The organism is Hyphomonas atlantica corrig. (assembly GCF_017795365.1).
In the GTDB taxonomy this organism is placed as follows: Bacteria; Pseudomonadota; Alphaproteobacteria; order Caulobacterales; family Hyphomonadaceae; genus Hyphomonas; species Hyphomonas atlantica.
In genome coordinates this window covers 3,199,255-3,220,286 of sequence record NZ_CP051254.1, presented here as the reverse complement: position 1 = coordinate 3,220,286, position 21,032 = coordinate 3,199,255, and the positions used below count along the sequence as shown (strand labels likewise).

Genomic DNA, 21,032 nt, shown 5'->3' with positions numbered 1-21,032 from the left:
CGGAGCCTGAATTCATGCCGTCCGTGTCTGGACAAGGCGCGGTGGCTGCGGTGTTCTTGAGTCTGGTAGAGTGCAGGAACAGGAGGGGCCGCAATGCGTATGGTCCGTAAGCTGTCGGTTGTGGCCGGATTTGCAGTGCTGGGCGCGTGCGCCAGTGCGCCGCCCAATCTGAATGACAATCAAATCGTCCGGGGTGAGCGCGTCGGAGAGGTCGAGTTGGGCATGAGCCTGATCGAGTTGTTTGCCGTGAAGGGCACGCCGCGCCACACGACCCCCATCGAAGGCACGCGAGCGACGACCTACACCTATGACGGCCTCGTCATCGCAGCGGATGAAAAGGTTTATTGGATCATCGCGCGTGACCCGCGCTATCGCACGGATACAGGTGTCGGGACCGGCGCGGAGCAGATCCTGGCGCGCGGGGCCTATGGCAAGCCGAAATGCGTTGTCACCAAGGGCGATGAAACGCTTTACGATTACAGCGACATCTATTTCGGCGTCGACAACAAGAGCGGCAAGGTGACAAAGGTCGGCATCATGCGCGATACGCAGACCTGTGATGGCTGAACTGGCGGGCTGACGCACCTCTGCGCCTGAATCCTCGAAAGCGATTGAACCCTGCCACGATCTGCGGCAGCCTGCAGGCCGAGTATTGGCGGATTGGAAGAGGTGTCGCGTGCGGGGATTGAAGGGAATTGGTTTGGCGCTGGTTGCGGCGCTGTTCGTGCCGTTTGCATGGGCGCAGACGGGCGATTGGTCGGAAGAGATCGCGGCGCTGGCCCACAAGGATGGGTTTGTTGATCTCTACCTCGATGCGGAAGGCGGGCGCGTTCTGGTCGCGCTGCCTAAGCCTGATGAAGACGGCGTATCCCTTCGCGCCATTCAGGCGACGGGGTTGACGGCCGGTCTCGGCTCCAATCCTATCGGGCTCGACCGGGGGCGCGCCAATGGCGGCGAGATCGTTGCGTTTCGCAAGGTGGGCGACAAGATCGTCGCGGAAATCGAGAACTGGGCCTATCGCGCGAGCGCGGACAATCCGCTGGAGCGCAAGGCGGTTCGGGATTCCTTTGCGCGGAGTTTTGTCTGGTCGGGCGAGATCCTCGGCACCGGGCCTGAGGGCGAATTGCTGGTGGACCTGTCGACCTATCTGACGCGCGACACGATGGATGTGCGCGCCACACTGAAACAACACCCCAAGGGCGGCGCGTTTCAGGTGTCAAAGGATCTGTCCATGCCGGATGTGTCGGCTGCGCTGGCCTTTCCTGACAATGTCGAGTTTGACGCCTTCCTGACGCTGACCAGTGATGAGCCAAAGGCAGAAGTCTGGGCGACGGCGGCGGATGCGCGGTCTGTGACCCTTGTGCAGCACACATCGCTCGTGCGGCTGCCGGATGATGGCTACACGCCGCGCATGTTCGATCCGCGCAGCGGCGCGATTGATGTCGGCTATTATGATTTCTCTGCGCCACTGACCGGGCAGGTCGGCCAGTCCTTTGCGCGCCGGTTTCGCCTGCAGAAACAGGACCCGACCGCAGAGTCCAGTCCGGCGAAAGAGCCGATCGTCTTCTATGTCGACTCAGGGGCGCCGCAGGAAATCCGCGACGCTCTGATTGAGGGGGCGTCCTGGTGGGCCGACGCGTTTGAAGCGGCGGGCTTCCCCGATTCCTTCCGTGTTGAAGTGCTTCCAGAGGGCGCGCATCCATTGGACGTGCGTTACAACGTGATCCAGTGGGTGCACCGCCAGACGCGTGGCTGGTCCTATGGGGGCGGCCTGACCGATCCGCGTACGGGCGAAATGCTGAAGGCAAATGTTATCCTCGGAAGTCAGCGCGTGCGCCAGGATCGCATGATCTTCGAAGGTCTTGCTGGCGCGGAAAAGACCGGCATGGGCGAGGCGAATGATCCCGTGCAAATTGCGCTGTCACGCATTCGGCAACTGTCGGCGCATGAAGTGGGCCATACGCTCGGCTTCGCGCATAATTTCGCGGCGTCGTCGAATGACCGCGCTTCGGTGATGGATTATCCCGCGCCATTCGTGCGCGTCGGGCAGGGCGGTGATCTCGATTTCTCCGCTGCCTATGATGTGGGTATCGGTGAGTGGGACAAGGTTACCACGATGTGGCTCTATCGACAGTATACGGAAGGTGTGGACGAGAGTGCGGCGGGGGACGCCCTGCTTGAGTCCGCACGCGCCAGCGGGCTGCGCTATATTGATGATCCGCAAGGGCGCGGCGTCGGTACGGCGCATCCCTATGCCAGCGTTTGGGACAATGGCGCAGACCCCGTCGCGTCGTTGTTGAATGTGATGCAGGTGCGCGATGTCGCACTGGAAAACTTCGGTTTGAACGTGTTGCAGTCCGGGGAGCCGACCTCACGCCTGCGCGCGGTGATCGTGCCGATCTACCTTTACCATCGGTATCAGGTGAATGCGGCCGCCAAGATGATTGGCGGGTATGAGTTCCATTATGCCGAAACCGGTGAGGCGGATGCCGCCGGTGCACCGGTCCCGGCCAGTCAGCAACGCGCAGCGCTGGACGCGCTGGTGGCGACGCTCGACCCAGCGGTGCTGGACCTGCCGAACGATACGCTCGACCTGTTGACGCCGCCGCTTGTGTCTTTCCGAGGTGCGGGTGCGGGGGCCGAGTATTTCCCGGGCGAGACAGGCGCGATGTTTGACCTGCTGACGGCAGCGGATACGTCCGCGTCGCAGACTCTGAGTGCGCTCTTTCATCCCCAGCGTGTCGCTCGCCTGATTGAAACGCAGCGACGAGATGCGGAGGCGCTTGGCTATGGCGAGGTTCTCGCCAAGGTCGAGGCGACGCTGTTCGTTGGTGCGGAGACACCAAGACAAGCGGGCATTCTCCACCGCGAGCAAATCCGCTATGTTTCTACCCTGATTGAACTGTCTGCATCATCAGCAGCGACGCCCGCGGCGGTAGCTCAGACAAATGCGTATCTGAGTTCGCTGAAAGACCGACTCTCGAAACGTCAGCGCCGGATGGCGGCCAGCGACACTGCTGTGCGCGCTGAGCTTGGCCGTCGTATCGCGGCGCATCTGGATCGGCCGTCACCTGCTGCGTTGCCGTCGTCGTCAGCGGTGGACATTCCACCGGGCAGCCCGATTGGGGCTGGCAGTGCGGAATCGTGCTGGCATTGCGATACGCTGCTTGGGCCTCTCCAATAACGCTTCCCTTGCGGAAGGCATTTCCCCCTTTGGTGCGCCGCTGTAAACTTCCCGTATAGAGGCCAAAAGGCCCGACGGGAGGAAAGCATGAATATCGAGGAACTGCCCGGCGTCGGCGCAGAGATTACCGGCGTCGATCTGCGTCGTCTCACCGAACATGAATTCGAGAATATCCGCACAGCCTATGCAGAGCATGGGGTGATCTTCTTCCGGGATCAGGAGTTGTCCGAGCGGGACCATATCCGGTTTGCCGAGCGCTGGGCTCCGATCAATGTGAATCGGTTCTTCGCAGCCCACCCCGAGCACCCGCAGATCGCGATGGTGGTGAAAGAGAAGGACCAGAAAGACAATATCGGTGGCGGATGGCACACGGATCATTCCTACGATGTCGAGCCGGCGATGGGTTCGATCCTCGTTGCGCGTGACCTGCCAGAGACCGGCGGGGACACGTTCTTTGCCAGCATGTACCGCGCCTATGATGCCCTGGACGATGATATGAAAACGCGTCTGAAAGGCATGAGGGCCGTTCATTCTGCGCATCATATCTTCGGGACCGGAAAGGAGACCTATTACACCACAACCGATGCGGGCGGGAACCGGATTGGCAATGCGGCGGCCGCAGATGTGCTGGAAGACGTGACGCATCCCATCGTGATTACGCACCCGCTCAGCGGCAAGAAGGCGCTCTACGTCAATCCAGCCTTCACGACCGGTATCGTCGGCATGACGCAAGAGGAATCGAAGGAACTACTCTCCACACTCTACGCGCATGCGATGCAGCAGGAATTTGCGCATCGGTTCAAATGGCAGCCCGGATCGGTTGCGTTCTGGGACAATCGCGCGACCTGGCACTGGGCCCTCAATGATTATCACGGCCAGCGGCGCGTCATGCATCGCATCACGCTGGAAGGCTGTGCTCTGCATTGACCCCGCGCTGACAGGAGCCTTCTCTCCAGGCTTGATCGGCGGCCCGACGCCTGTAGGGGTAGTGTCGCAGATACGAGACCAGCCAGGGCTGGCGGAGACGAAGGGATAAAGTATGTCGAATGAGGTATCGGTCAGCGTCCGTCGCGGCGTGGGCCGCATGACGCTGACGCGTCCAAAGGCGCTGCATGCGCTGAATGCGCCAATGTGCGAGACAATTCTGTCGGCGCTGGAGCGCTGGGCCGACGATCCGACTGTCTATCTTGTGATGATTGACCATGAAGCCGATACGCGGGGCTTCTGTGCAGGCGGCGATATTCGTATGCTGGCCGAAAGCGGCGCCGGCGATGCCAGCGAGGCGCGTGCCTTTTTCAACGTCGAGTATCGCATGAACGCCGCGCTGAAGACGTTCCCGAAGCCTGTGCTGGCCATCATGGATGGCGTGACCATGGGGGGAGGCGTCGGCCTGTCTGTGCATGGCTCGCACCGCGTGGCGACCGAGCGCACCCTGTTTGCCATGCCCGAAACCGGAATTGGCCTGTTTCCTGATGTCGGGGGTGGTTGGTTCCTGCCGCGCCTGTCCGGCGAACTCGGTACCTGGCTGGCGCTGACCGGTGCGCGCCTCAAGGGCAGTGACGTCGCTGCGGCGCGCGTTGCGACGCACTATTTGCCATCGGAACTGATTACGAACCTCAAGAAGCAGATCGATGCCGCCGATTTCTCTGTCGGCGCTGCCGAGATGCTGAACGAAATTTTACGTGGTCTGACCCATACTGTGCCGCCCGGCAGTTTCGAGGCGCACGGTGATGTCATCGATACATGTTTTGCCAAGGACACTGCCGAAGAGATTGTTGCAGCGCTTGAGGCCAATGGCGATGACTGGGCCGCCGAGCAGGTCGCCACGCTGCGCACGAAATCCCCGGAGACCGTGAAGGTTGCGCTACGCCAGGTACGTGAAGGCGGCAAGATGGCGACATTCGAAGACAATATGCGCATGGAATACCGTATCGGGTGGCGCAAGGTGCAAAGCCATGACTTCCTTGAGGGCGTGCGCGCCGTGATCATCGACAAGGACAATGACCCGAAATGGCGGCCTTCACGGCTCGAAGATGTCAGCGACGAAGACATCGCCAAGTATTTCGAGCCGCTTGGCCCAGATGAATTGACCTTCGGGGATTGAGCTTTACCGCCGGGTCAGAGTACTCACACTTCTGGGTAAATGGCTGATCAGGAGTGACCATGCGCGGGCAAGTATTGAAAGCAGACACGGCTGACGGGCTCGGCATCATCCTTGGTGATGATGGCCAGCGCTATCGCTTCTCGCAGGCGCAGGTCCGTGACGAAAGCCGATTGGCTCAAGGCCATGTGGTGGATTTCATTGGCATGGGAGATGAAGCGCGCGACATCTACATGCTGAAGGCGGCGGCTGATGCACCTGCGCCAGCCGCTTCGGCGCCTCAACCGGCGGCGGCGCCCGCGACATATGCCGCGCCAGCCTATGCTCACACACCGGCAGTGAAGAGTGACGGCATCTGGACCTATTTCCTGAGAACTCTTTCGAAGAACTATTTCCAGTTCAATGGCCGCGCCCGCCGGCAGGAGTATTGGGGCTATATTCTCTTCTATCTACTTGCATTCATTGTCACGATTATTCTGGATGCAATCCTGACACTCTCGATCTTTGGAATTGAAGATGCGGATGATGGTTACTTCCTGCCGCTCTTCACCGGGCTCTGGCTGCTCTACAACATCATTCCCGGCATCGCTGTAACCGTGCGGCGGTTCCACGATCAGGATCTGTCCGGTTGGATGTATCTGCTGAACTTCATTCCGTATGTCGGTGGCCTTGTCGTGTTTGTCTTCATGTTGATCGACAGCCGGGCTGAAGAGAATGTTCACGGCCCGAGCCCCAAATATCAGGGCCACAGCGCCGCAGACGCGTTCGCCTGAACGAATACGCTTAATATTGGACATCGCAGGCCGGCCCAATTCGTTACGCAAAAGTAACGGTTAATGTATTCGGCCGTTTGTTAACCTTCTACTCTTGTAGAAAGGGTATGCTTATCAATTCATTAGGAATGATCATGTACTTCTATTCAAACTACAACAAAAGTTGAGTGAATAATTGAGTGGTGGTGAAAATGATGATTGCTGAAACGCAGGAAACTGCGAACTCTTCGTTGGGCGAATCTTTCCTGAAGTCTTTGTCTTTGCTTGAACAGGCGCACCGTCGTCTTCATGATGTTGTGAAGGACGATCTGGAGCGCGGTGGCGAACGGTCGCTGACAGGCGTTCAGGCGCTGCTGCTGTACGAAATTGGCGAAGGTGAAGCCCCGGCTTCCGTTCTGCGTGCCCGCGGTGCTTTTGCCGGAACAAGCCTGTCTTACAACGTCAAGAAGCTTCAGGAAGGCGGCTATCTGATCCAGACCCGCTCTGAGGATGACAAGCGCACCGTGACGCTGAGCCTTACCGAGCGCGGCCTGAAAGTGCGCAAGCGCGTAGAGGCCCTGTTTGAAAAGCAGGCTGGCGCGCTGGAGCCAACCGCCAGTGTCCGTCCGGATGACCTTTCGCAACTCAACAAGACCATCTCGCGCCTGGAGCGCTTCTGGTCTGACCAGATCCGTTTCCGCCTCTAAGGTTCGGATCGAAGATACACTGACAAGAGCCCTCGCCTTGATCCGCGAGGGCTTTTTCATGCGCGCAACGAGAAAGAAAGTGGTTTTCAACCGGTGATTTCTTGCTATTCCCAATTGAATGAGGGCGTTCGGGGTATTGGGATTGGTGCTGGCTTGGCCAGACGTGGCATTTGCCGGGCCGTGGGCTCAGGCACCTGGCGATTGGTACGCTTCTGCTGCGATCACTCAGGAAGAGCTCGAAGGCATTCGTGGCAACCGGGTCGAATTGTACGGCGAGTATGGCTTTGCGCGCAATTGGACCGTCACGGCGAAGTCAGAGGCCGTCGCCTATGAACTTGGCGGTCAGTTCGACAAGGAATTCTGGCGCGGCACGCTCCGCCGCCAGCTCGTCTCCCATAAGGGGTGGGCTGTGGGCGTTGAAGGCGGTGTGGTGCACGGCAATTCGCTGGGCGGTGTGTTTGCGTGCGATGAGTGGGGCGCTGAGCTTCGCGTGAGCGGCGGCCTGTCCGGTGTGCGCGGCGGACGAAACTTCTACACGTTCGCGGATCTCGTCACGATCCGGCATGAAGATGGCTGCGCACGGCAACGCGCAGAGTTTGGCTATGGTGTCGATCTCTGGCGCAGCATCTTCCTCAGCCAGCAACTCTGGATCGAGCGCGGCAACAAATCTGCTGATTCAAACAAGTATGAGACGAAGCTAGGCTACCATTTCGATTGGGCAGACCTGGCTGTTGGATATCGGGAAGAGTTCGCCGGAGACTTTGATGAGCATTCTGTGTTGCTCTCCATCGTCTTCCGGCGCTGACTCTCCCCTGTCGCTCCCCTACTCGGCAGGGGCCTCTTCCGCTGTAGGGGCGGCCTCTGGCACGTATCCCGTCTCGCTCATCAAATAGGCAACCACGGCGATCCGGTCGTCAGGCTTGCGGACGCCTGCAAACGTCATGCGGTTGCCGGGCAGGAAAGTGCGCGGGTTTTCCAGCCAATGTTCCACCTGATCCGGGGTCCAGGTGAAATCGGCTTCCTGAAGTGCGGGAGAATAGGTGAAGTCTTCCAGCGCACCAGCTTCGCGACCGAACAGGCCGTGAAGGTTTGGTCCGACGAGGTGTCCGCCACCTTCGGCGGTGATGTGGCAAGACTGGCAGAGTTTCCAGGTGCGGCGACCGCGCGCATAATCAGCCGTGTTGTACGGCGCGGGCAGGGCGGCGAATGGCGACGTCGCATCGGCAGCCGCTTCGGTGACTGCGGCAGGCGTTGTTTCTGGGGCAGTGGAGGCAGCGGGAGCTTCAGCTTGCGGTGCTGCCGGGGCTGCGTCCGATGCGGGCGCATCAGAGCCTCCGCAGGCTGTCAGCAGAAGTGCGGAGGCAAAAGCGAGGGAAATAGTCGTCTTCATGAGAGAATAGGGCTCCAGGATATATCCAGCCGCACTTTGTGGGGTAACCAAGCGTAAAGCAACCGGCCTGCGTCAACTGGACGCCCGATGGCAGATGCTGTCATACAAGCAGGTGTCTGAGGCGGGGCAGGGACAAAGCCCCTGCACCGCGTTATCCTGAGCAGATGGCTGATTCCCTTCGATCCCGCCCGGAAATTCGCAAACTTCCCCCCGACGTCGTGAACCGTATCGCGGCGGGCGAGGTCGTTGAGCGCCCGGCAGCAGCGGTAAAGGAATTGGTGGAGAATGCGCTCGACGCAGGTGCGCGGCGCATTTCCATTTCGATCGAGGCTGGAGGCCTGAAGCGCATCATCATCGAGGATGATGGCTGTGGCATGTCCGCCGACGATTTGCTGGTCGCGCTGGAACGGCATGCCACCTCAAAACTCGTGCCGGATGCGGGCGGGCGTGTTGACCTGCTGAACATCCATACGATGGGCTTCCGGGGCGAAGCGCTGCCGTCAATCGCGTCAGTCAGCCGGTGTAGCATCTCGTCCCGTGCGGCGGGTGAGGATGCTGCCGAAGTGTTTGTCGAAGCGGGACGAATGGAAGGCCCCCGCCCGGCGGCCTTCACGGGACGCGGTGAAACGGGCACGCGGATCGAGGTGCGCGATCTGTTTTACGCAACCCCCGCCCGCTTGAAGTTCATGAAAGGCGAGCGCGCCGAGAGCATGGCCGTGACGGATACGGTCAAACGTCTGGCGATGGCGAATCCGCATGTCGCGTTCTCTTTGGAGAATAACGGGCGCAACTCGCTCAGATACGGCGCCGAGGCTGAAGGTGCGTCTGGTCAACTTGCCCGTTTGGGCGCCATCATGGGACGGGATTTCCGCGAGAATGCGCTGGAGATTGATGCCGAGCGCGAAGGTGTACGGCTTAGCGGCTTCGCGGGCCTGCCCACGCTGAACCGTGGTAATGCGCAGATGCAATTCCTGTTCGTGAATGGACGGCCCGTTAAGGACCGCATGCTGAATGGCGTGATTCGCGCGGCCTATCAGGATTTTCTTGCGCGGGACCGGCATCCGCTCGCAGCGCTGTTCGTGGACCTTGATCCGGAATATGTGGATGTGAACGTGCACCCGGCGAAGACTGAAGTACGCTTCCGCGACGCCGGGAATGTGCGGGGGCTGATGATTGGGGCACTGCGCCATGCGCTTGCCGCCGCCGGACATCGCGCCTCGACCACGGTGGCGAACTATGCGCTCGGCAAGGTGAAGATTGAAGAGGCGACCTCGCCCAATCTCTGGTCGGTCCCATCCGCGCCAGAGCGCCAGGCGTCGCCCTCTTCCTATTATCGCCAGCCGGTCGGACCGGATCTGGATCAGCCGCTTCCGCCTTCTGGCATGGAGACACCACCGCCCCATATGCATGGTCTGAGTGAAGCGCCGCCGCCGATCTACCGGCACGATGCGGCACCTTCGGCGCGGGTTGAGCCCGATGCAGGCGCTACGCATGGGGCGCAGCCGGACTTTCCGCTCGGTGTCGCACGGGCGCAGCTGCATGAGACCTATGTAATCGCACAGACGGCAGATGGAATTGTCATCGTTGACCAGCACGCTGCGCATGAGCGCCTCGTCTACGAAGACATGAAGCGCCAGATGGCGGCGGGCGGTGTGAAACGACAGGCGCTGCTGATTCCAGATGTGGTGGAGCTCTCTGAGGATGAGGCCGCCCGGGTGTTGGAGCGTGCAGAGGAACTGGCTGAACTTGGCCTGGAGATCGAGCCATTCGGTTCTGGGGCGATCTGTGTGCGGGCGACCCCGGCCCTGTTCGGTGAGATGGATGCGATGGGATTAATCCGTGATCTGGCGGACGATTTTGCGGAGTATGATGCGGGTCTTGCGCTCAAGGAGCGGTTCGAGGAAGTCATGGGCAATATGGCATGCCGCGGATCGGTCCGGGCCGGGCGTCGTCTGAACGGTGAAGAGATGAATGCGCTGCTTCGTCAGATGGAGGCCACTCCACATTCCGGGCAATGCAATCATGGCAGGCCCACCTATGTGGAACTGAAGCTTGCGGATATCGAACGCCTGTTCGGGCGTCGTGGATAGGAAGACGAGCGGCATGGACGCGCTGATCTTTGACTGTGATGGCGTGCTGGTCGATTCCGAGACAATTTCCATTGCGGTAGAGCGGGAAATGCTGTCTGGCTGGGGGCTGGACTATCCGTTTGAGACGTTCGTGTCGCGTTTCGTCGGGCTTCACAATCGGGATTTCCATGCTGCACTTGCGGCAGACGCGATTTCCAATGGACGTCCGTTGCCGGAGGATTTTGCGGACCAGTTGCAGGCGCAGATATGGCGTCGCTTCGAGACCGATTTGACCGCAATTGGAGGCGTGTTGGACGCAGTCGCCGCATTTGCGGGCGCAATAGCGGTGGCCTCCTCGTCAGAGGCGGCAAAGCTCGTGCGGAAGCTTCAGCTGACCGGGCTCCATGCGGCGTTTGCCCCGCATGTTTATTCATCCGACCTGGTCACAAACGGAAAGCCTGCGCCTGACCTGTTTCTCTATACGGCAAGGCAAATCAATGCGCGCCCCGAAAATTGTGTCGTGATTGAAGACAGTGTGAACGGCGTGAAGGCCGCACGTGCCGCCGGAATGACGGCCTGGGGGTTTGTTGGTGGCGGTCACGCGGATGCAGGCCTCGGAGAGCGCTTGTTGTCAGCAGGCGCACATCGCGTGTTTGCCTCTCATGCCCAGATTGCTGCTGCGCTCAGCTAGGTCAGGCGTTCGGGAATACATCTGTCAGCGCGGCCCAGTCTGCTTCATGTGATCCGGCATGGTTCGGTTTGGTCGGGTCAGTCAAGCGCCCGCGGGGCTTGGTGTAGCTGTCGATCTTGCGTTCCGGTTTTTCATGCCACTGAATGTTCACGGCCCAGAGTTTCGGGAAGAAGTACAGGGTTGAGTAGGGCAAATGGTCGTGAATCCACCAAGCCAGTTTCTGCCAGTCCCCTTCTGCATGGAACGCGTCATAAAATGCGGGGATCACGATGCAGGCCGTCGCGCCCATATGCCCGTTTGAGTCGCGGCGATCCCAGATATGGTGTCCGAAATTGCTTTCATTCGATGCGCAATTGTAGCCCTTTTTCCTTTCGCGCTGCATCTGGTTGCCGAAACCATTGACTTCAGGAGATCTGTAAGCGGACCGGATGGCAATGCGACCGAATACGTCCTGCAGGGGCTCTAGCAGTTCCGTGCAAAGCTTCGTGCCAGCCGTGATGGCAAGGTCGGGATCGTCGGGGGCGTTTAAAAAGCGATGAACTGCAGCGATATCCGAAAACAGAAAGTCGCGCATGAAAAAGGATTTTGACAAACGTGTGCGTCCGAACTCTGACAAGCTTTCGACGCTGTTGGGCGGTTTCATGGGGCAGACTAGTCCTGATCGCTGGTGTCAGCATCCACAACCCAATACATTTCCGGTGTGCATGTGCCTTCGGTAATCCGGTCGCGCTTCAAAGTAAGGGTTTCACCGACTTCCGGCAGGCTGCCAAGATATTCGTCAGAGACCCAGAATTCTCCGTCATCGCCCTCAAACAGTGCGCCATCCTCATCGACTTCCGTGACAATTGCCGTGATGATGGACGTCTCATAGCTGCACGGCCCTCCGGCCATGGGCGGCGAGGGTTGATTGCAAGCAGTCGTCAGTGCCAGCGTGCCGAGCGTAAAAATCGTGTAGCGCATAAGATACGTCTCCCCTTCCGAGGGAAGGCTATCGGCATTTCCAGCGAACTCAAGCAGAAATCAGGTGTTGATGACGCGGCCGGGATTCATGATATTGGCCGGGTCGAGTGCGCGCTTGATGGCGCGCATCGCTTCGGTGGCGGCCTTGGGGCGGATACGTTCCAACTCGTCCCGCTTCAGGCGCCCGACTCCATGCTCGGCGCTGATGGAGCCGTCGAAGCTCATCACCTGATCATAGATGATACGAAACACTGCCGCATCCTGTCCGCGCAGAACAGGCTGGGCCGCATTGCCCGGTTCGCAGACGGAGTAATGCAGGTTCCCGTCACCCACATGTCCGAAAATCACGAACTCCGCTGTTGGCACTTGCTCAAGCACCGCTTGATTGCAGGCCTTGATGAAGTCCGGAATACGGCTGATCGGAACGGAGATATCCTGATTGAGCGCTGTGCCATAGGCGCGCTTGGAAAGCGGGATAGTTTCGCGAATGTGCCAAAAGCTGTCGGCCTGCGCGACGCTTTCGGCAATCACGGCATCGGCGACGAGATTGGATTCATAGGCCGATGCCAGGGCGCCTTCCAGTACGTCGCGGGCATGATCTTCCCGCGACATGGAGACTTCCATCAAGACGCGCCATGGCAGGTCCGAAGGTAACGGGTCGCGCGTGTCCGGTACGTCTGCCTGCACCATGGCAACAGCATTTGCCGGAATGATCTCGAAGCTGGTCACAGTGTCGCCCGCATGATCACGGACAAGAGCGAGCAGTTTGACCACATCGTCCGTAGACGCGCAGGTCACCCAGGCGCTGGCGCGTTGCACTTGCGGGAAGAGTTTGAGGGTTGCCGCTGTGATGATGCCAAGCGTGCCTTCCGCGCCTGCGAACAGCTGCTTGAGATCATAGCCAGTATTGTTCTTGCGCAAGCCGGACAAGCCATTCCAGATTTCGCCGGTAGGTAAAACAACTTCAAGCCCGAGGATCAGATCTCGCATCATCCCATAGCGCAGGACCGCTACACCGCCAGCGTTGGTAGAGATAAGACCGCCAATGGTTGCTGTGCCTTCAGAGCCGAGCGAGAGCGGGAAGAGCCGTTTGGCGTCTTCGGCCGCCTGCTGCGCAGTGACGAGTGGCGCGCCTGCTTCGATGACCATTGAGTTGTTGAAGGCATCCAGCGACCGAACCGCATTCATACGTTGCATGGAAATGCAGATTTCGCCGTGAGGTGTGCCTGCATCGACCAGACCTGTATTGCCGCCTTGCGGTGTGATCGCAACGCCGTGCTGATTGCAGAGCTTCACCAACTCTGCCGTTTCTACGGTTGTCGCTGGCCTCGCGAGGAACGGTGTTTCGCCCTTGTAGGTCCCGCGCCAGGGGCTGACGACCTTTTCGAGGTCTTCTGCCTCCGTGCTCCACCCTTTCGGACCGAGCAGGCTTTTTGCGGCAGAGAGAAAGTCGGGGCTGAGCTGTGTCATGTGGGACATTCTAACCATTCTGAAGCGTGAATGCGATGACCAAACAGGGGGCATTGGGTCAGTCGCGATGAGCGGCGCGCGCGAGACGGTCATTGATGGCTTCGCCCAGACCTTCATTGGGAATGCGGGCCACGGCGATCCTGTCAGCCACCGCATCGAGTTGGCGCAACATGGCGAAGAGATTTGCCGCCGCTTCGGAGAGGCTTCCTTCTGGTGACAAATTCGCGCCGCCGTGGGTGTCTGAGCCGAAGCCGAGCCAGGCCTCCCCTTCTTCAGGGGCGTCGGCGTCGAGGCGCATGCGGGCATGTGGCGCGTAGTGGCTTTTCAACTGACCTGGCGCAGTAATGCCGTCCTCCTCGCCCGCACGGGCAAGCGGAGCGCCGAGGAAAGCCTCAAGTGCGGATGTTTCCACGGCGCCAGCTCGAAGCAGGACGGGGCGGTCGCCGACGAAGGACACAATGGTGGACTCGATGCCTTGTTTGCACGGGCCGCCATCCAGAATCAGATCCAGCTTACCATCAAGGTCAGCATTGACGTGATCCGCGCGGGTCGGGCTGATATGCCCTGACCTGTTGGCGGACGGCGCGACGACAGGACGGCCGAAGCCGGAGATCAACTGGCGCGCGCCGGGATGCGCCGGCATGCGGAGGGCAATGGTCTCCAGTCCGGAGCGGGCAAGGTCGCAGACGGTCCCCGTTGGCGCGACGGGAAGCACGATCGTCAACGGTCCTGGCCAGAAGGCGCTTGCCAGCGCGAGCGCCGTTTCGGAGAAGACCGCTTCCTTTTGCGCCATGTCGAGACTTGCGACATGGGCGATCAGCGGATTGAAGCGCGGCCTGCCCTTGGCTGTGTAGAGCCGGGTTACGGCGTCAGGGTTCGCCGCATCACAGGCGAGCCCGTAGACTGTCTCTGTCGGCATGGCGACGAGACCGCCCTTACGCAGGAAGCTGATCGCAAGGTCGATGGGGCCGGAACTGATGGGCGCGATGGCAGTCATGCGCGGGACTTAGCATTGGCGCGGCGGCCCCGGAAGCCGCCGCTGCACTATTTGCGGGTCGCGGTCCCAGTCACCGTGACGGTGATATCTTCTCCGACCCATGTTGCTGCCGGATCAGACGCTTGGCCGAGATTGAAGGCCTTTCGGCTCATCACCGCCGAGGCATCGAGGCGCGCTGTGTCGCCCTCAATATCCAGCGTGAAGGTGAGCGGTACGGTGACCAGCTCTGTTTTCAGCGTGATGACGGCATCAGCGGTGTAGCCCTCGCCGGTTTCCTGGAAGTCTGTCAGACGAATGCGCGCAGTCGGAAAGGTGTTCGTGTCGAACCATTCCGGCCCTTTCAGGCTGTCATTGTAGAGCTTCTTGCCAGCGTCAGCTGTCGCCGTTTCGACCATGACCAGAACTTGCGATGAAGCGAGGTCGTCCGGATAGAACTCTACATCGGCCGTCCAGCTGCCAAAGGTGCCGGTGAACTCGTTGCCATCATAGATACCGGTGAAGCGGATTTCAGAGGCGTCGTAGTTGACGTCCCAATTTGGCTCCAGCGGCGCGTCAGTCGTCGCCGAAGAGTTATTGTTTGAGGATTCTGAGCTTCCGGATGGAGCGGAAGTTGCCAGCGGGATGAGCGCGATCAGCGCGAAGGCAACAGCGGAAACACCGAACGCGCGTACATAACCGCGAGCGGTTTTTGGTGCGGCGGGCTTTCCGAACAGGCCCGGCAGCATTTTCTTCAGTACGCCATCCTCACCGCCAATTTCATGTTTCACAGCTCCTGCGACATGCAGAACCAACAGGATGATCAGCAGCCAGGCCCCTTTGGAGTGAATGGTCTCGATGAGTGTGTGAGCAATGTCGCCACGCAGGAAATCCGGTGCGGGCAGGTGCGGCCAGCTGATCGACCCGAACAGAACGGTGGGCACTTTGAACTTGGAGGTCGAGACAAGTACCCAGCCTGCGAGCGGCAGGATGAGCATCAGGCCATAGAAAGCCATGTGGACCAGGTGCGATGCCAGTTTCTCGTGCGCGGGCATTTCTTCCGGCAAGGGCGGCGGTGGATTCGCGGCGCGCCAGAGGATCCGCGTGACTGTCAGGAACAGCAATGTGATCCCGATGGATTTGTGAAGCTGATAGCGCGCTTCGTTGCCATCCATGTTCCAGCCAAGCCAGATCATGAACAGGATGAGGGCCGCCATCACCCAATGAAGGATGATGGCGACGGTCGTGTATCTGGCAGATACTTTTTTCATCGGGTCTGTCGGTCGACTTATTCAGCAGCTGGTGCGGCCATTGCGAACTCGGTTTCGATCGTGAGATTGACCTCGTCGCCCACATTCGGGACCAGTTTCTCAAGACCGAAGGCTGACCGGTTGAAAGAGCCTGTTGCGGAGAAGCCGATTTTCGGTTGTTCCGGTGCCCATGGGAAGGTGGCGGTGCCATTGTAGGTCACGTCCAGGGTGACAGGCTTGGTCACGCCCAGGAATGTCAGGTCTCCGGTGACCGTGCCGGTGGATGGGCCGGTCTGGGTGATCTCTGTCGATGTGAAGGTGATTTCCGGGTATTCGCCAGCGTTGAAGTAACCGGCGTCCTGAGCGATCTCCTCATCAAATGTGTCGTACGGCGAGTCGGCATGAGTCGCCTTGAAGTCACCCGGGTAGTCTGTTTCGACGGATGTCGGGTCGATTGTGACGGTCAGCGAAGTCGCGCTGGCATCATCGGGATTGAATTCAAGCGTTGCGTCGAATTTCGTGAAACGGGCGGTATAGTTTGACAGGCCGAAATGGTTGACTGTCCAGACGAGTGAGGCGTGTGTCGGGTCCAGGGTGTAGGTGCCAGCTGGGCCGATTTCCGGAGCGACTTCTTCCGCCGGCGCTGCCGTGGCTTCAGCGGTTTCGACAGTTTGCGCTTCGGCCTCGGCTGCGGGGGCGGTGGTTTCAGCCGCCCCACAGGCGGCGAGGGCGAAGAGAGATACCGTAAGAAGGGATTTACGCATGGATGAAGTCTCCTGGAGTTTCTGGTAGAGGGTAACCGTGATTATAGGGCGCAGTTGGCGTCGTGCCATCCCCGCGCTAAATGCTCATCTAAATATGACCTATTCGGATTCTGGGAGAAATGCATGGCTTATGAAGCGCCGCTAAACGACATGGCGTTCGCGCTGCAATCTGTAGCGGACCTGTCCCGGCTTGAAGGTTTGGAGCCATTTGGCAATTACGACCCGGAATTGATCTCGCCAATCCTCGAAGAAGCAAACAAGCTGGCGCGGGATGTTCTTGCGCCGCTCAATACCGTGGGCGACGCGCATGGCGCACAACTGACCGATGAAGGCGTGAAGGCTGCGCCAGGCTTTGCCGATGCCTATGCCCAGTTCCGCGATGGCGGCTGGATGGGTTTGTCCGCACCCGAGGAATGGGGCGGGCAAGGCCTCCCAAAGGCGCTCGCCCTGGCGGTCATGGAAATGTTTCACGCGGCGAACATGTCCTTCGGCCTCTGCCCGATGCTGAGCTTCGGAGCGATCGAAGCGCTGATCGCGCACGGCACGGACGAGCAGAAACAGACCTATCTGCCAAACCTTGTTGCCGGAAACTGGACCGGCACGATGAATTTGACTGAGCCGCAGGCCGGATCAGATGTCGGCGCGCTGAAGACGAAAGCGATTCCGAATGAGGATGGCAGCTACGCGATCACGGGCCAGAAGATCTATATCACCTGGGGCGATCATGACGTGGCCGAGAACATCATCCATCTGGTGCTTGCCCGCTTGCCGGACGCGCCTGAAGGGTCTCGCGGAATCTCGCTGTTCATCGTTCCGAAAATGATGGTCAATGCCGACGGTAGTCTAGGCGAACGGAACGCAGTGAAGTGTATTGGCCTTGAAAAGAAGATGGGCATTCACGCCTCGCCGACCTGCGTGATGGAGTATGATGGCGCAACAGGCTGGTTGATCGGTCAGGAGAACAAGGGCTTGGCCTGCATGTTCACCATGATGAACTCAGCCCGTCTGAATGTCGGCCTTGAGGGTGTCGCTGTGGGTGAAGCCGCTTATCAGACGGCGTTCGACTATGCGCAGGAACGCAAGCAGGGCAAGGCGACTGGTGTGGATGGCCCCGCCCCGATCCTTCACCACGCTGATGTACGCCGTACCCTGACGACAATGCGCGCCCGCGTGGCGGCTGCTCGGTCCATCTGTTATGCTTGTGGTGTGGCGGCAGACCTCGCAGAGGCGGCGCCGGATGAAGAGACCCGCGCTGCGGCAAAGATGCGGGAAGATCTGCTGACGCCCATCGCGAAAGCGTGGTGTACGGACATGGGCGTCGACGTGGCGAGCCTTGGTGTGCAGATTCACGGCGGCATGGGGTTCATGAACGAAACGCTGGCGGGCCAGCTTTATCGGGACTCGCGCATTGCGCCCATCTATGAGGGTACAAACGGTATTCAGGCGATTGACCTGGTCGGGCGCAAACTGTCCGGCACGAATGGTGAATCCATGCGTGTCATGTTAGGCGAAGTCGAGGCGACGGCGGCGTCTGCGCGTGCGACGAATGATCCGCAGCTGGTTCAGATTGCGGACCGTCTGCGGGCGGGCGCTGATGCGCTGCGGGAGGCGAGCGACTGGATGCTGGAGGCGATGAAGGACCGCGATCAGGAAAAAGCCCTCGCTGGAGCAACAGCCTATCTTGCGCTTGCGGGCGACGTGATCGGGGGACATTTCCTGACGCGCGCAGCCGTTGCGGCACGTGGCGAGGAAGGCAGCTTCCGGGCGCGGCAACTGGCCTTGGCGGGGTTCTTTGCCGAGACCGTTCTGGCGACGGCGCCGGGACGTGTGTCTGGCATTACCGACGGCGGCTCCCCTTTTCTGGAGAACAGCGAAGCCTTGTTCGGTATCGCCTGATCAGGCTTGCAGGCGCAGCTTCGGTAAAGCGATCAGGCAGAGCACCGAGGCGCACGATACCGCCGCTGCGACGGCGGCCAGTGGTGCCATGCCAAGCGTGACAACCGGGGCGGCAATCGCCGTTCCGGCCGCTGCCGTGACGAGGATGGCCACGAGCACAAGCGCCGATCCGCGAGCATCATCGCCGCGCGCCGCGATCACGGCCCGGAAAAATCCCGGGGGGCCGCGAAAACCAAGGCCAAGGTTTACGGGGATAAACAAGAGCGCCAGAAAGAGAGGTTCCGAACCGCCGATAAGTGCGAACAGGAGGACACCCAGCAGCCCGCACGCCGACATGGCGGAGCCGAACAGGATCATTGGTTCCGGACCAAATTTTTGCGTCAGCCTGCCCGCAAGGTTTGATCCTGCAATGAAGAAGGAAATACCGGTCACCTGCATGATGATGAAATCGTTCAGGGTGCCGTCCAGCCCTTTCGTGATCATGGCTGGTGCGCCGAAAACGAAGATGAGCAGACCGCCCAGAGTGAAGGCCTGGCTGAGCGCATAGCGCAGGAATGTCGGATTGGTGAGATGTCGCAGATAGCTGCCCGGTACGCGGGTCGAGGGCGGCGGTGGCATGCGGTGGCGCAGAAGCGCGACGAGGCCTGCGACGATCAGGCTGAGCACACCGAGCACAAGGAATGAGCTCTTCCATCCAAAGCCGATCAGCAGCCAGACGCCGACAACGGGTGCTAGTGCCGGAATCAGGGATTCGATGCTCGCCATGAAGCCGAGCGCACCAACAGCTTTTTCTTCCGAGTACAATGCGCGGATCATGCCCGGAGCAAACACGGCAGCGGCTGCGCCGGTAAGACCCTGGACGAAGCGGAGACAGACAAGCGCAGGCAGGCTGGGGGCGAACATGCAGGCGAGAGAGACAATCGCATAGGAAACCAACGACCAGACCAGAAGCGTGCGCTGGTCGACACGTGCCCCAAGCTCACCGAACGCCAGCAGTCCGATGCATCCGCCTGCCACAAACGCTGCCAGCACGAGTTGGGCCATTGCCTGGCTGCCGCTCAACGTTTCGGGAAGCGACGGAACGGCCGGCAAGACAAGGTCGGTTCCCGCAAGGCTCAGGATCGTGCCCATCACAATGAGGGCGAACGCAATTCCGGGCGCTGCGTATTGCGTGTTCGGCATGAGGCTGGCTTTCTCGATTGGGCGCCCGCCTATGCCGGAAATGCTGCAGAATGTCGACCGCGAGTTGCGACGCGTCTGACAGGTCGATATGACGGGCAGCAACCCTGCAGGAGGCGCAGCACGCAATGGCTTGGACGAAAACCTATTCCGGCGACGAGCCTTTGCGGATCAACAAATGGTTGGCTCTGGAAGGCGTATGCTCTCGCCGGGAAGCGGACTCGCTGATTGAGCAGGGCCTGGTAAAGGTGGATGGCGAGCGTGCCGTGTCCGGGCAAAAGGTTGAGACGGGGCAAACCGTCTTCCTGGCGCAAAAGGCGTCACGCCGCCTTGATAATCAATTGTCCATCCTGTTCCACAAGCCGGTCGGCATCGTATCGGGTACGCCGGAAGGTGACGAGATTCCAGCGGTGCGCCTGCTGACGGCAGACAGCCTGTCGGGAAAAAGTCACGCCATTCCGGGGCGTTACAACAAGCTCGCTCCGCTTGGGCGGCTCGACAAGGATTCCCGCGGATTGCTTATCCTGTCAGAGGACGGCGTTCTGGCGAAGGCCGTGATCGGGCCGGAAAGCGAGTTGGACAAGGAATACCTGGTCAAGGTGAAGGGCGATGTGACGCCCGAAAAGCTGGACACGCTGCGCCACGGATTGGAGCTGGATGGTCGTCAGTTGAAGCCCGCTATTGTTGAGCCGGTAAAGCCTCAGGAACTGAAATTCATTCTTCGTGAAGGCCGCAATCGACAGATCCGGCGAATGTGCCAATTGGTGGAGCTACGTGTTGTGGACCTGATGCGGGTGCGCGTTGGGCCGCTTGAATTGGCGGGGCTGCCGGAAGGCAAATGGCGTCCGATCAGCAGCCGCGAACGCTCTGCTTTGCTGAATGGTGACGCGCCCCGTGCCCGCAAGCCGAGGCCAGACAAACCAGAGCGGTCGGGGCGGCCCGCGCGGGATGAGCGTCCCCAAGGCGCAGGCAAGCCGCTGCGGCGGGCTGGAGCCTCTGCGCCCCGGCGCGACAGCAAGCCCGGCGCGACAACGGGCGACAAGCGCGTATCTCCGCTGAAGGGAGAAAAGTTCAAGCGTACCAAACTGAAACCGCGCAAGCGTACCCCCATCAAGTGAGAGACCTGATCGTCATCATGGGGGTTGCCGGCAGTGGCAAAACCTCGATTGCCGAGGCGCTGTCCGCCGCGACCGGGTGGCCTTTCATGGAAGCGGACGAGTATCATTCAGCGGCAAACAAACAGAAGATGGCGTCGGGCACACCGCTTACCGATACCGACCGTGAAGACTGGGTGCGGGACATGTGCCGCGCATCGGCGGACATGCGTGCTGAACATGTTGTTCTGGCTTGCTCTGCGCTGACCTCTTTTGTGCAGAATGGCTTGAAGGCCCAAAGCGGGCGGCGCTGCCGGTTCGTATTGCTAGACGTTCCAAAGGAAGAGCTGGCGCGGCGGATTTCGGCCCGCGCAGACCATTTCATGCCGGTCTCGCTGCTCGATAGCCAACTCGAAGCGCTGCAGCTGCCTGAAGATGTTCTGCGCGTGGATGGAACGGCGAGTCCCGAAGACTTGGTGGCGGCGATTCAGGAGCGTCTTGCGCAGGGATGACCTTGCGGTACGGCTCGACGGGGCTGAGAAGCTGCGTATC

At 60.2% G+C, this 21,032-nt stretch carries 20 protein-coding genes; 12 read left to right on the top strand and 8 right to left on the bottom strand.

The features are described 5' to 3' along the window. The first annotated feature begins 93 nt into the window (after window positions 1-93). The 7 genes from HF931_RS15375 to HF931_RS15345 all read left to right on the top strand — a co-directional run bounded on the left by HF931_RS15375 (window position 94) and on the right by HF931_RS15345 (window position 7,549). Window positions 94-567, top strand: a complete 474-nt coding sequence (locus HF931_RS15375) for a hypothetical protein (RefSeq protein ID WP_273240919.1) — start codon at window positions 94-96, stop codon at window positions 565-567. A 109-nt stretch (window positions 568-676) separates the two neighbouring features. Beyond that, the gene (locus HF931_RS15370) at window positions 677-3,184 is read left to right on the top strand and encodes a zinc-dependent metalloprotease (protein ID WP_273240918.1); all 2,508 of its coding nucleotides are present in this window, start codon (window positions 677-679) and stop codon (window positions 3,182-3,184) included. 87 nt (window positions 3,185-3,271) lie between these two features. After that, on the top strand, window positions 3,272-4,111 hold the full coding sequence (locus HF931_RS15365) for a TauD/TfdA dioxygenase family protein (RefSeq protein ID WP_273240916.1): 840 nt from the start codon (window positions 3,272-3,274) through the stop codon (window positions 4,109-4,111). A 112-nt stretch (window positions 4,112-4,223) separates the two neighbouring features. Beyond that, the gene (locus HF931_RS15360; RefSeq protein ID WP_273240914.1) at window positions 4,224-5,288 is read left to right on the top strand and encodes an enoyl-CoA hydratase/isomerase family protein; all 1,065 of its coding nucleotides are present in this window, start codon (window positions 4,224-4,226) and stop codon (window positions 5,286-5,288) included. 59 nt (window positions 5,289-5,347) lie between these two features. Then, entirely contained in the window at window positions 5,348-6,058 is a 711-nt protein-coding gene (locus tag HF931_RS15355) for a DUF805 domain-containing protein (RefSeq protein WP_273240913.1), read from the top strand. A gap of 191 nt (window positions 6,059-6,249) precedes the next feature. Next, window positions 6,250-6,744 carry a MarR family winged helix-turn-helix transcriptional regulator gene (locus HF931_RS15350; protein ID WP_155841897.1) on the top strand — a complete coding sequence of 165 codons (495 nt, stop codon included), beginning with the start codon at window positions 6,250-6,252 and terminating at the stop codon, window positions 6,742-6,744. A 145-nt stretch (window positions 6,745-6,889) separates the two neighbouring features. Further along, the gene (locus HF931_RS15345; RefSeq protein WP_273240912.1) at window positions 6,890-7,549 is read left to right on the top strand and encodes a hypothetical protein; all 660 of its coding nucleotides are present in this window, start codon (window positions 6,890-6,892) and stop codon (window positions 7,547-7,549) included. 18 nt (window positions 7,550-7,567) lie between these two features. Here HF931_RS15345 and HF931_RS15340 read toward each other — a convergent pair whose 3' ends face one another. Continuing rightward, window positions 7,568-8,134: a c-type cytochrome gene (locus HF931_RS15340; protein WP_272983044.1), complete on the bottom strand. Its 567-nt coding sequence runs from the start codon at window positions 8,132-8,134 to the stop codon at window positions 7,568-7,570. A 164-nt stretch (window positions 8,135-8,298) separates the two neighbouring features. Between HF931_RS15340 and mutL the strand changes: the two genes are divergently transcribed. Together mutL and HF931_RS15330 are read left to right on the top strand one after the other, a co-directional pair. Continuing rightward, entirely contained in the window at window positions 8,299-10,224 is a 1,926-nt protein-coding gene (gene mutL / locus HF931_RS15335; protein WP_035553250.1) for a DNA mismatch repair endonuclease MutL, read from the top strand. A 13-nt stretch (window positions 10,225-10,237) separates the two neighbouring features. After that, window positions 10,238-10,894 (top strand): HAD family hydrolase, encoded by a 657-nt coding sequence (locus tag HF931_RS15330; protein ID WP_035553254.1) that lies wholly within the window; start codon window positions 10,238-10,240, stop codon window positions 10,892-10,894. 1 nt (window position 10,895) lies between these two features. On the opposite strand, the gene HF931_RS15325 is transcribed toward HF931_RS15330, so the two are convergent. From HF931_RS15325 to HF931_RS15300, 6 genes are read right to left on the bottom strand one after another with little or no spacing between them, the layout of a single operon-like run. After that, entirely contained in the window at window positions 10,896-11,537 is a 642-nt protein-coding gene (locus tag HF931_RS15325) for a hypothetical protein (RefSeq protein ID WP_273240911.1), read from the bottom strand. An 8-nt stretch (window positions 11,538-11,545) separates the two neighbouring features. Beyond that, a complete protein-coding gene (locus HF931_RS15320) occupies window positions 11,546-11,854 on the bottom strand; it encodes a hypothetical protein (RefSeq protein WP_273240910.1) in 309 nt (102 codons plus the stop codon). Window positions 11,855-11,914: 60 nt separating this feature from the next. Beyond that, window positions 11,915-13,324, bottom strand: coding sequence for an FAD-binding oxidoreductase (locus HF931_RS15315; RefSeq protein WP_273240907.1), 1,410 nt, complete (start codon window positions 13,322-13,324; stop codon window positions 11,915-11,917). 58 nt (window positions 13,325-13,382) lie between these two features. Continuing rightward, a complete protein-coding gene (locus tag HF931_RS15310; RefSeq protein WP_273240905.1) occupies window positions 13,383-14,321 on the bottom strand; it encodes an L-threonylcarbamoyladenylate synthase in 939 nt (312 codons plus the stop codon). A gap of 47 nt (window positions 14,322-14,368) precedes the next feature. Beyond that, entirely contained in the window at window positions 14,369-15,568 is a 1,200-nt protein-coding gene (locus HF931_RS15305) for a cytochrome b/b6 domain-containing protein (protein ID WP_273240903.1), read from the bottom strand. A gap of 17 nt (window positions 15,569-15,585) precedes the next feature. After that, the gene (locus HF931_RS15300) at window positions 15,586-16,311 is read right to left on the bottom strand and encodes a YceI family protein (protein WP_272982906.1); all 726 of its coding nucleotides are present in this window, start codon (window positions 16,309-16,311) and stop codon (window positions 15,586-15,588) included. Window positions 16,312-16,434: 123 nt separating this feature from the next. Here HF931_RS15300 and HF931_RS15295 point away from each other — a divergent pair, with 123 nt between their 5' ends. Further along, the gene (locus HF931_RS15295; protein WP_273240901.1) at window positions 16,435-18,207 is read left to right on the top strand and encodes an acyl-CoA dehydrogenase; all 1,773 of its coding nucleotides are present in this window, start codon (window positions 16,435-16,437) and stop codon (window positions 18,205-18,207) included. Here the strand turns inward: HF931_RS15295 and HF931_RS15290 are convergent, their stop codons facing one another. After that, complete coding sequence (locus HF931_RS15290; RefSeq protein ID WP_273240899.1) at window positions 18,208-19,389, bottom strand: MFS transporter; 1,182 nt, start codon at window positions 19,387-19,389, stop codon at window positions 18,208-18,210. Between the two features lie 125 nt (window positions 19,390-19,514). On the opposite strand from HF931_RS15290, the gene HF931_RS15285 reads away from it, so the two are divergent. Both HF931_RS15285 and HF931_RS15280 read left to right on the top strand, forming a co-directional pair. Further along, window positions 19,515-20,504 (top strand): pseudouridine synthase, encoded by a 990-nt coding sequence (locus tag HF931_RS15285; RefSeq protein WP_273240897.1) that lies wholly within the window; start codon window positions 19,515-19,517, stop codon window positions 20,502-20,504. Continuing rightward, a complete protein-coding gene (locus HF931_RS15280) occupies window positions 20,501-20,992 on the top strand; it encodes a gluconokinase (RefSeq protein WP_273011188.1) in 492 nt (163 codons plus the stop codon). The genes HF931_RS15285 and HF931_RS15280 overlap by 4 nt, the downstream gene beginning before the upstream one ends. Window positions 20,993-21,032: the final 40 nt, after the last annotated feature.

What these genes read in the sequence shown, in the direction of transcription:
- HF931_RS15375 (WP_273240919.1), top strand. Translation starts at nt 94, where the DNA reads ATGCGTATGGTCCGTAAGCTGTCGGTTGTGGCCGGATTTGCAGTGCTG.
- HF931_RS15285 (WP_273240897.1), top strand. Translation starts at nt 19,515, where the DNA reads ATGGCTTGGACGAAAACCTATTCCGGCGACGAGCCTTTGCGGATCAAC.
- HF931_RS15340 (WP_272983044.1), bottom strand. Translation starts at nt 8,134, where the DNA reads ATGAAGACGACTATTTCCCTCGCTTTTGCCTCCGCACTTCTGCTGACA.
- HF931_RS15295 (WP_273240901.1), top strand. Translation starts at nt 16,435, where the DNA reads ATGGCTTATGAAGCGCCGCTAAACGACATGGCGTTCGCGCTGCAATCT.
- HF931_RS15300 (WP_272982906.1), bottom strand. Translation starts at nt 16,311, where the DNA reads ATGCGTAAATCCCTTCTTACGGTATCTCTCTTCGCCCTCGCCGCCTGT.
- HF931_RS15325 (WP_273240911.1), bottom strand. Translation starts at nt 11,537, where the DNA reads ATGAAACCGCCCAACAGCGTCGAAAGCTTGTCAGAGTTCGGACGCACA.
- HF931_RS15290 (WP_273240899.1), bottom strand. Translation starts at nt 19,389, where the DNA reads ATGCCGAACACGCAATACGCAGCGCCCGGAATTGCGTTCGCCCTCATT.
- HF931_RS15360 (WP_273240914.1), top strand. Translation starts at nt 4,224, where the DNA reads ATGTCGAATGAGGTATCGGTCAGCGTCCGTCGCGGCGTGGGCCGCATG.
- HF931_RS15365 (WP_273240916.1), top strand. Translation starts at nt 3,272, where the DNA reads ATGAATATCGAGGAACTGCCCGGCGTCGGCGCAGAGATTACCGGCGTC.
- mutL (WP_035553250.1), top strand. Translation starts at nt 8,299, where the DNA reads ATGGCTGATTCCCTTCGATCCCGCCCGGAAATTCGCAAACTTCCCCCC.
- HF931_RS15330 (WP_035553254.1), top strand. Translation starts at nt 10,238, where the DNA reads ATGGACGCGCTGATCTTTGACTGTGATGGCGTGCTGGTCGATTCCGAG.
- HF931_RS15315 (WP_273240907.1), bottom strand. Translation starts at nt 13,324, where the DNA reads ATGACACAGCTCAGCCCCGACTTTCTCTCTGCCGCAAAAAGCCTGCTC.
- HF931_RS15320 (WP_273240910.1), bottom strand. Translation starts at nt 11,854, where the DNA reads ATGCGCTACACGATTTTTACGCTCGGCACGCTGGCACTGACGACTGCT.
- HF931_RS15350 (WP_155841897.1), top strand. Translation starts at nt 6,250, where the DNA reads ATGATGATTGCTGAAACGCAGGAAACTGCGAACTCTTCGTTGGGCGAA.
- HF931_RS15305 (WP_273240903.1), bottom strand. Translation starts at nt 15,568, where the DNA reads ATGAAAAAAGTATCTGCCAGATACACGACCGTCGCCATCATCCTTCAT.
- HF931_RS15310 (WP_273240905.1), bottom strand. Translation starts at nt 14,321, where the DNA reads ATGACTGCCATCGCGCCCATCAGTTCCGGCCCCATCGACCTTGCGATC.
- HF931_RS15355 (WP_273240913.1), top strand. Translation starts at nt 5,348, where the DNA reads ATGCGCGGGCAAGTATTGAAAGCAGACACGGCTGACGGGCTCGGCATC.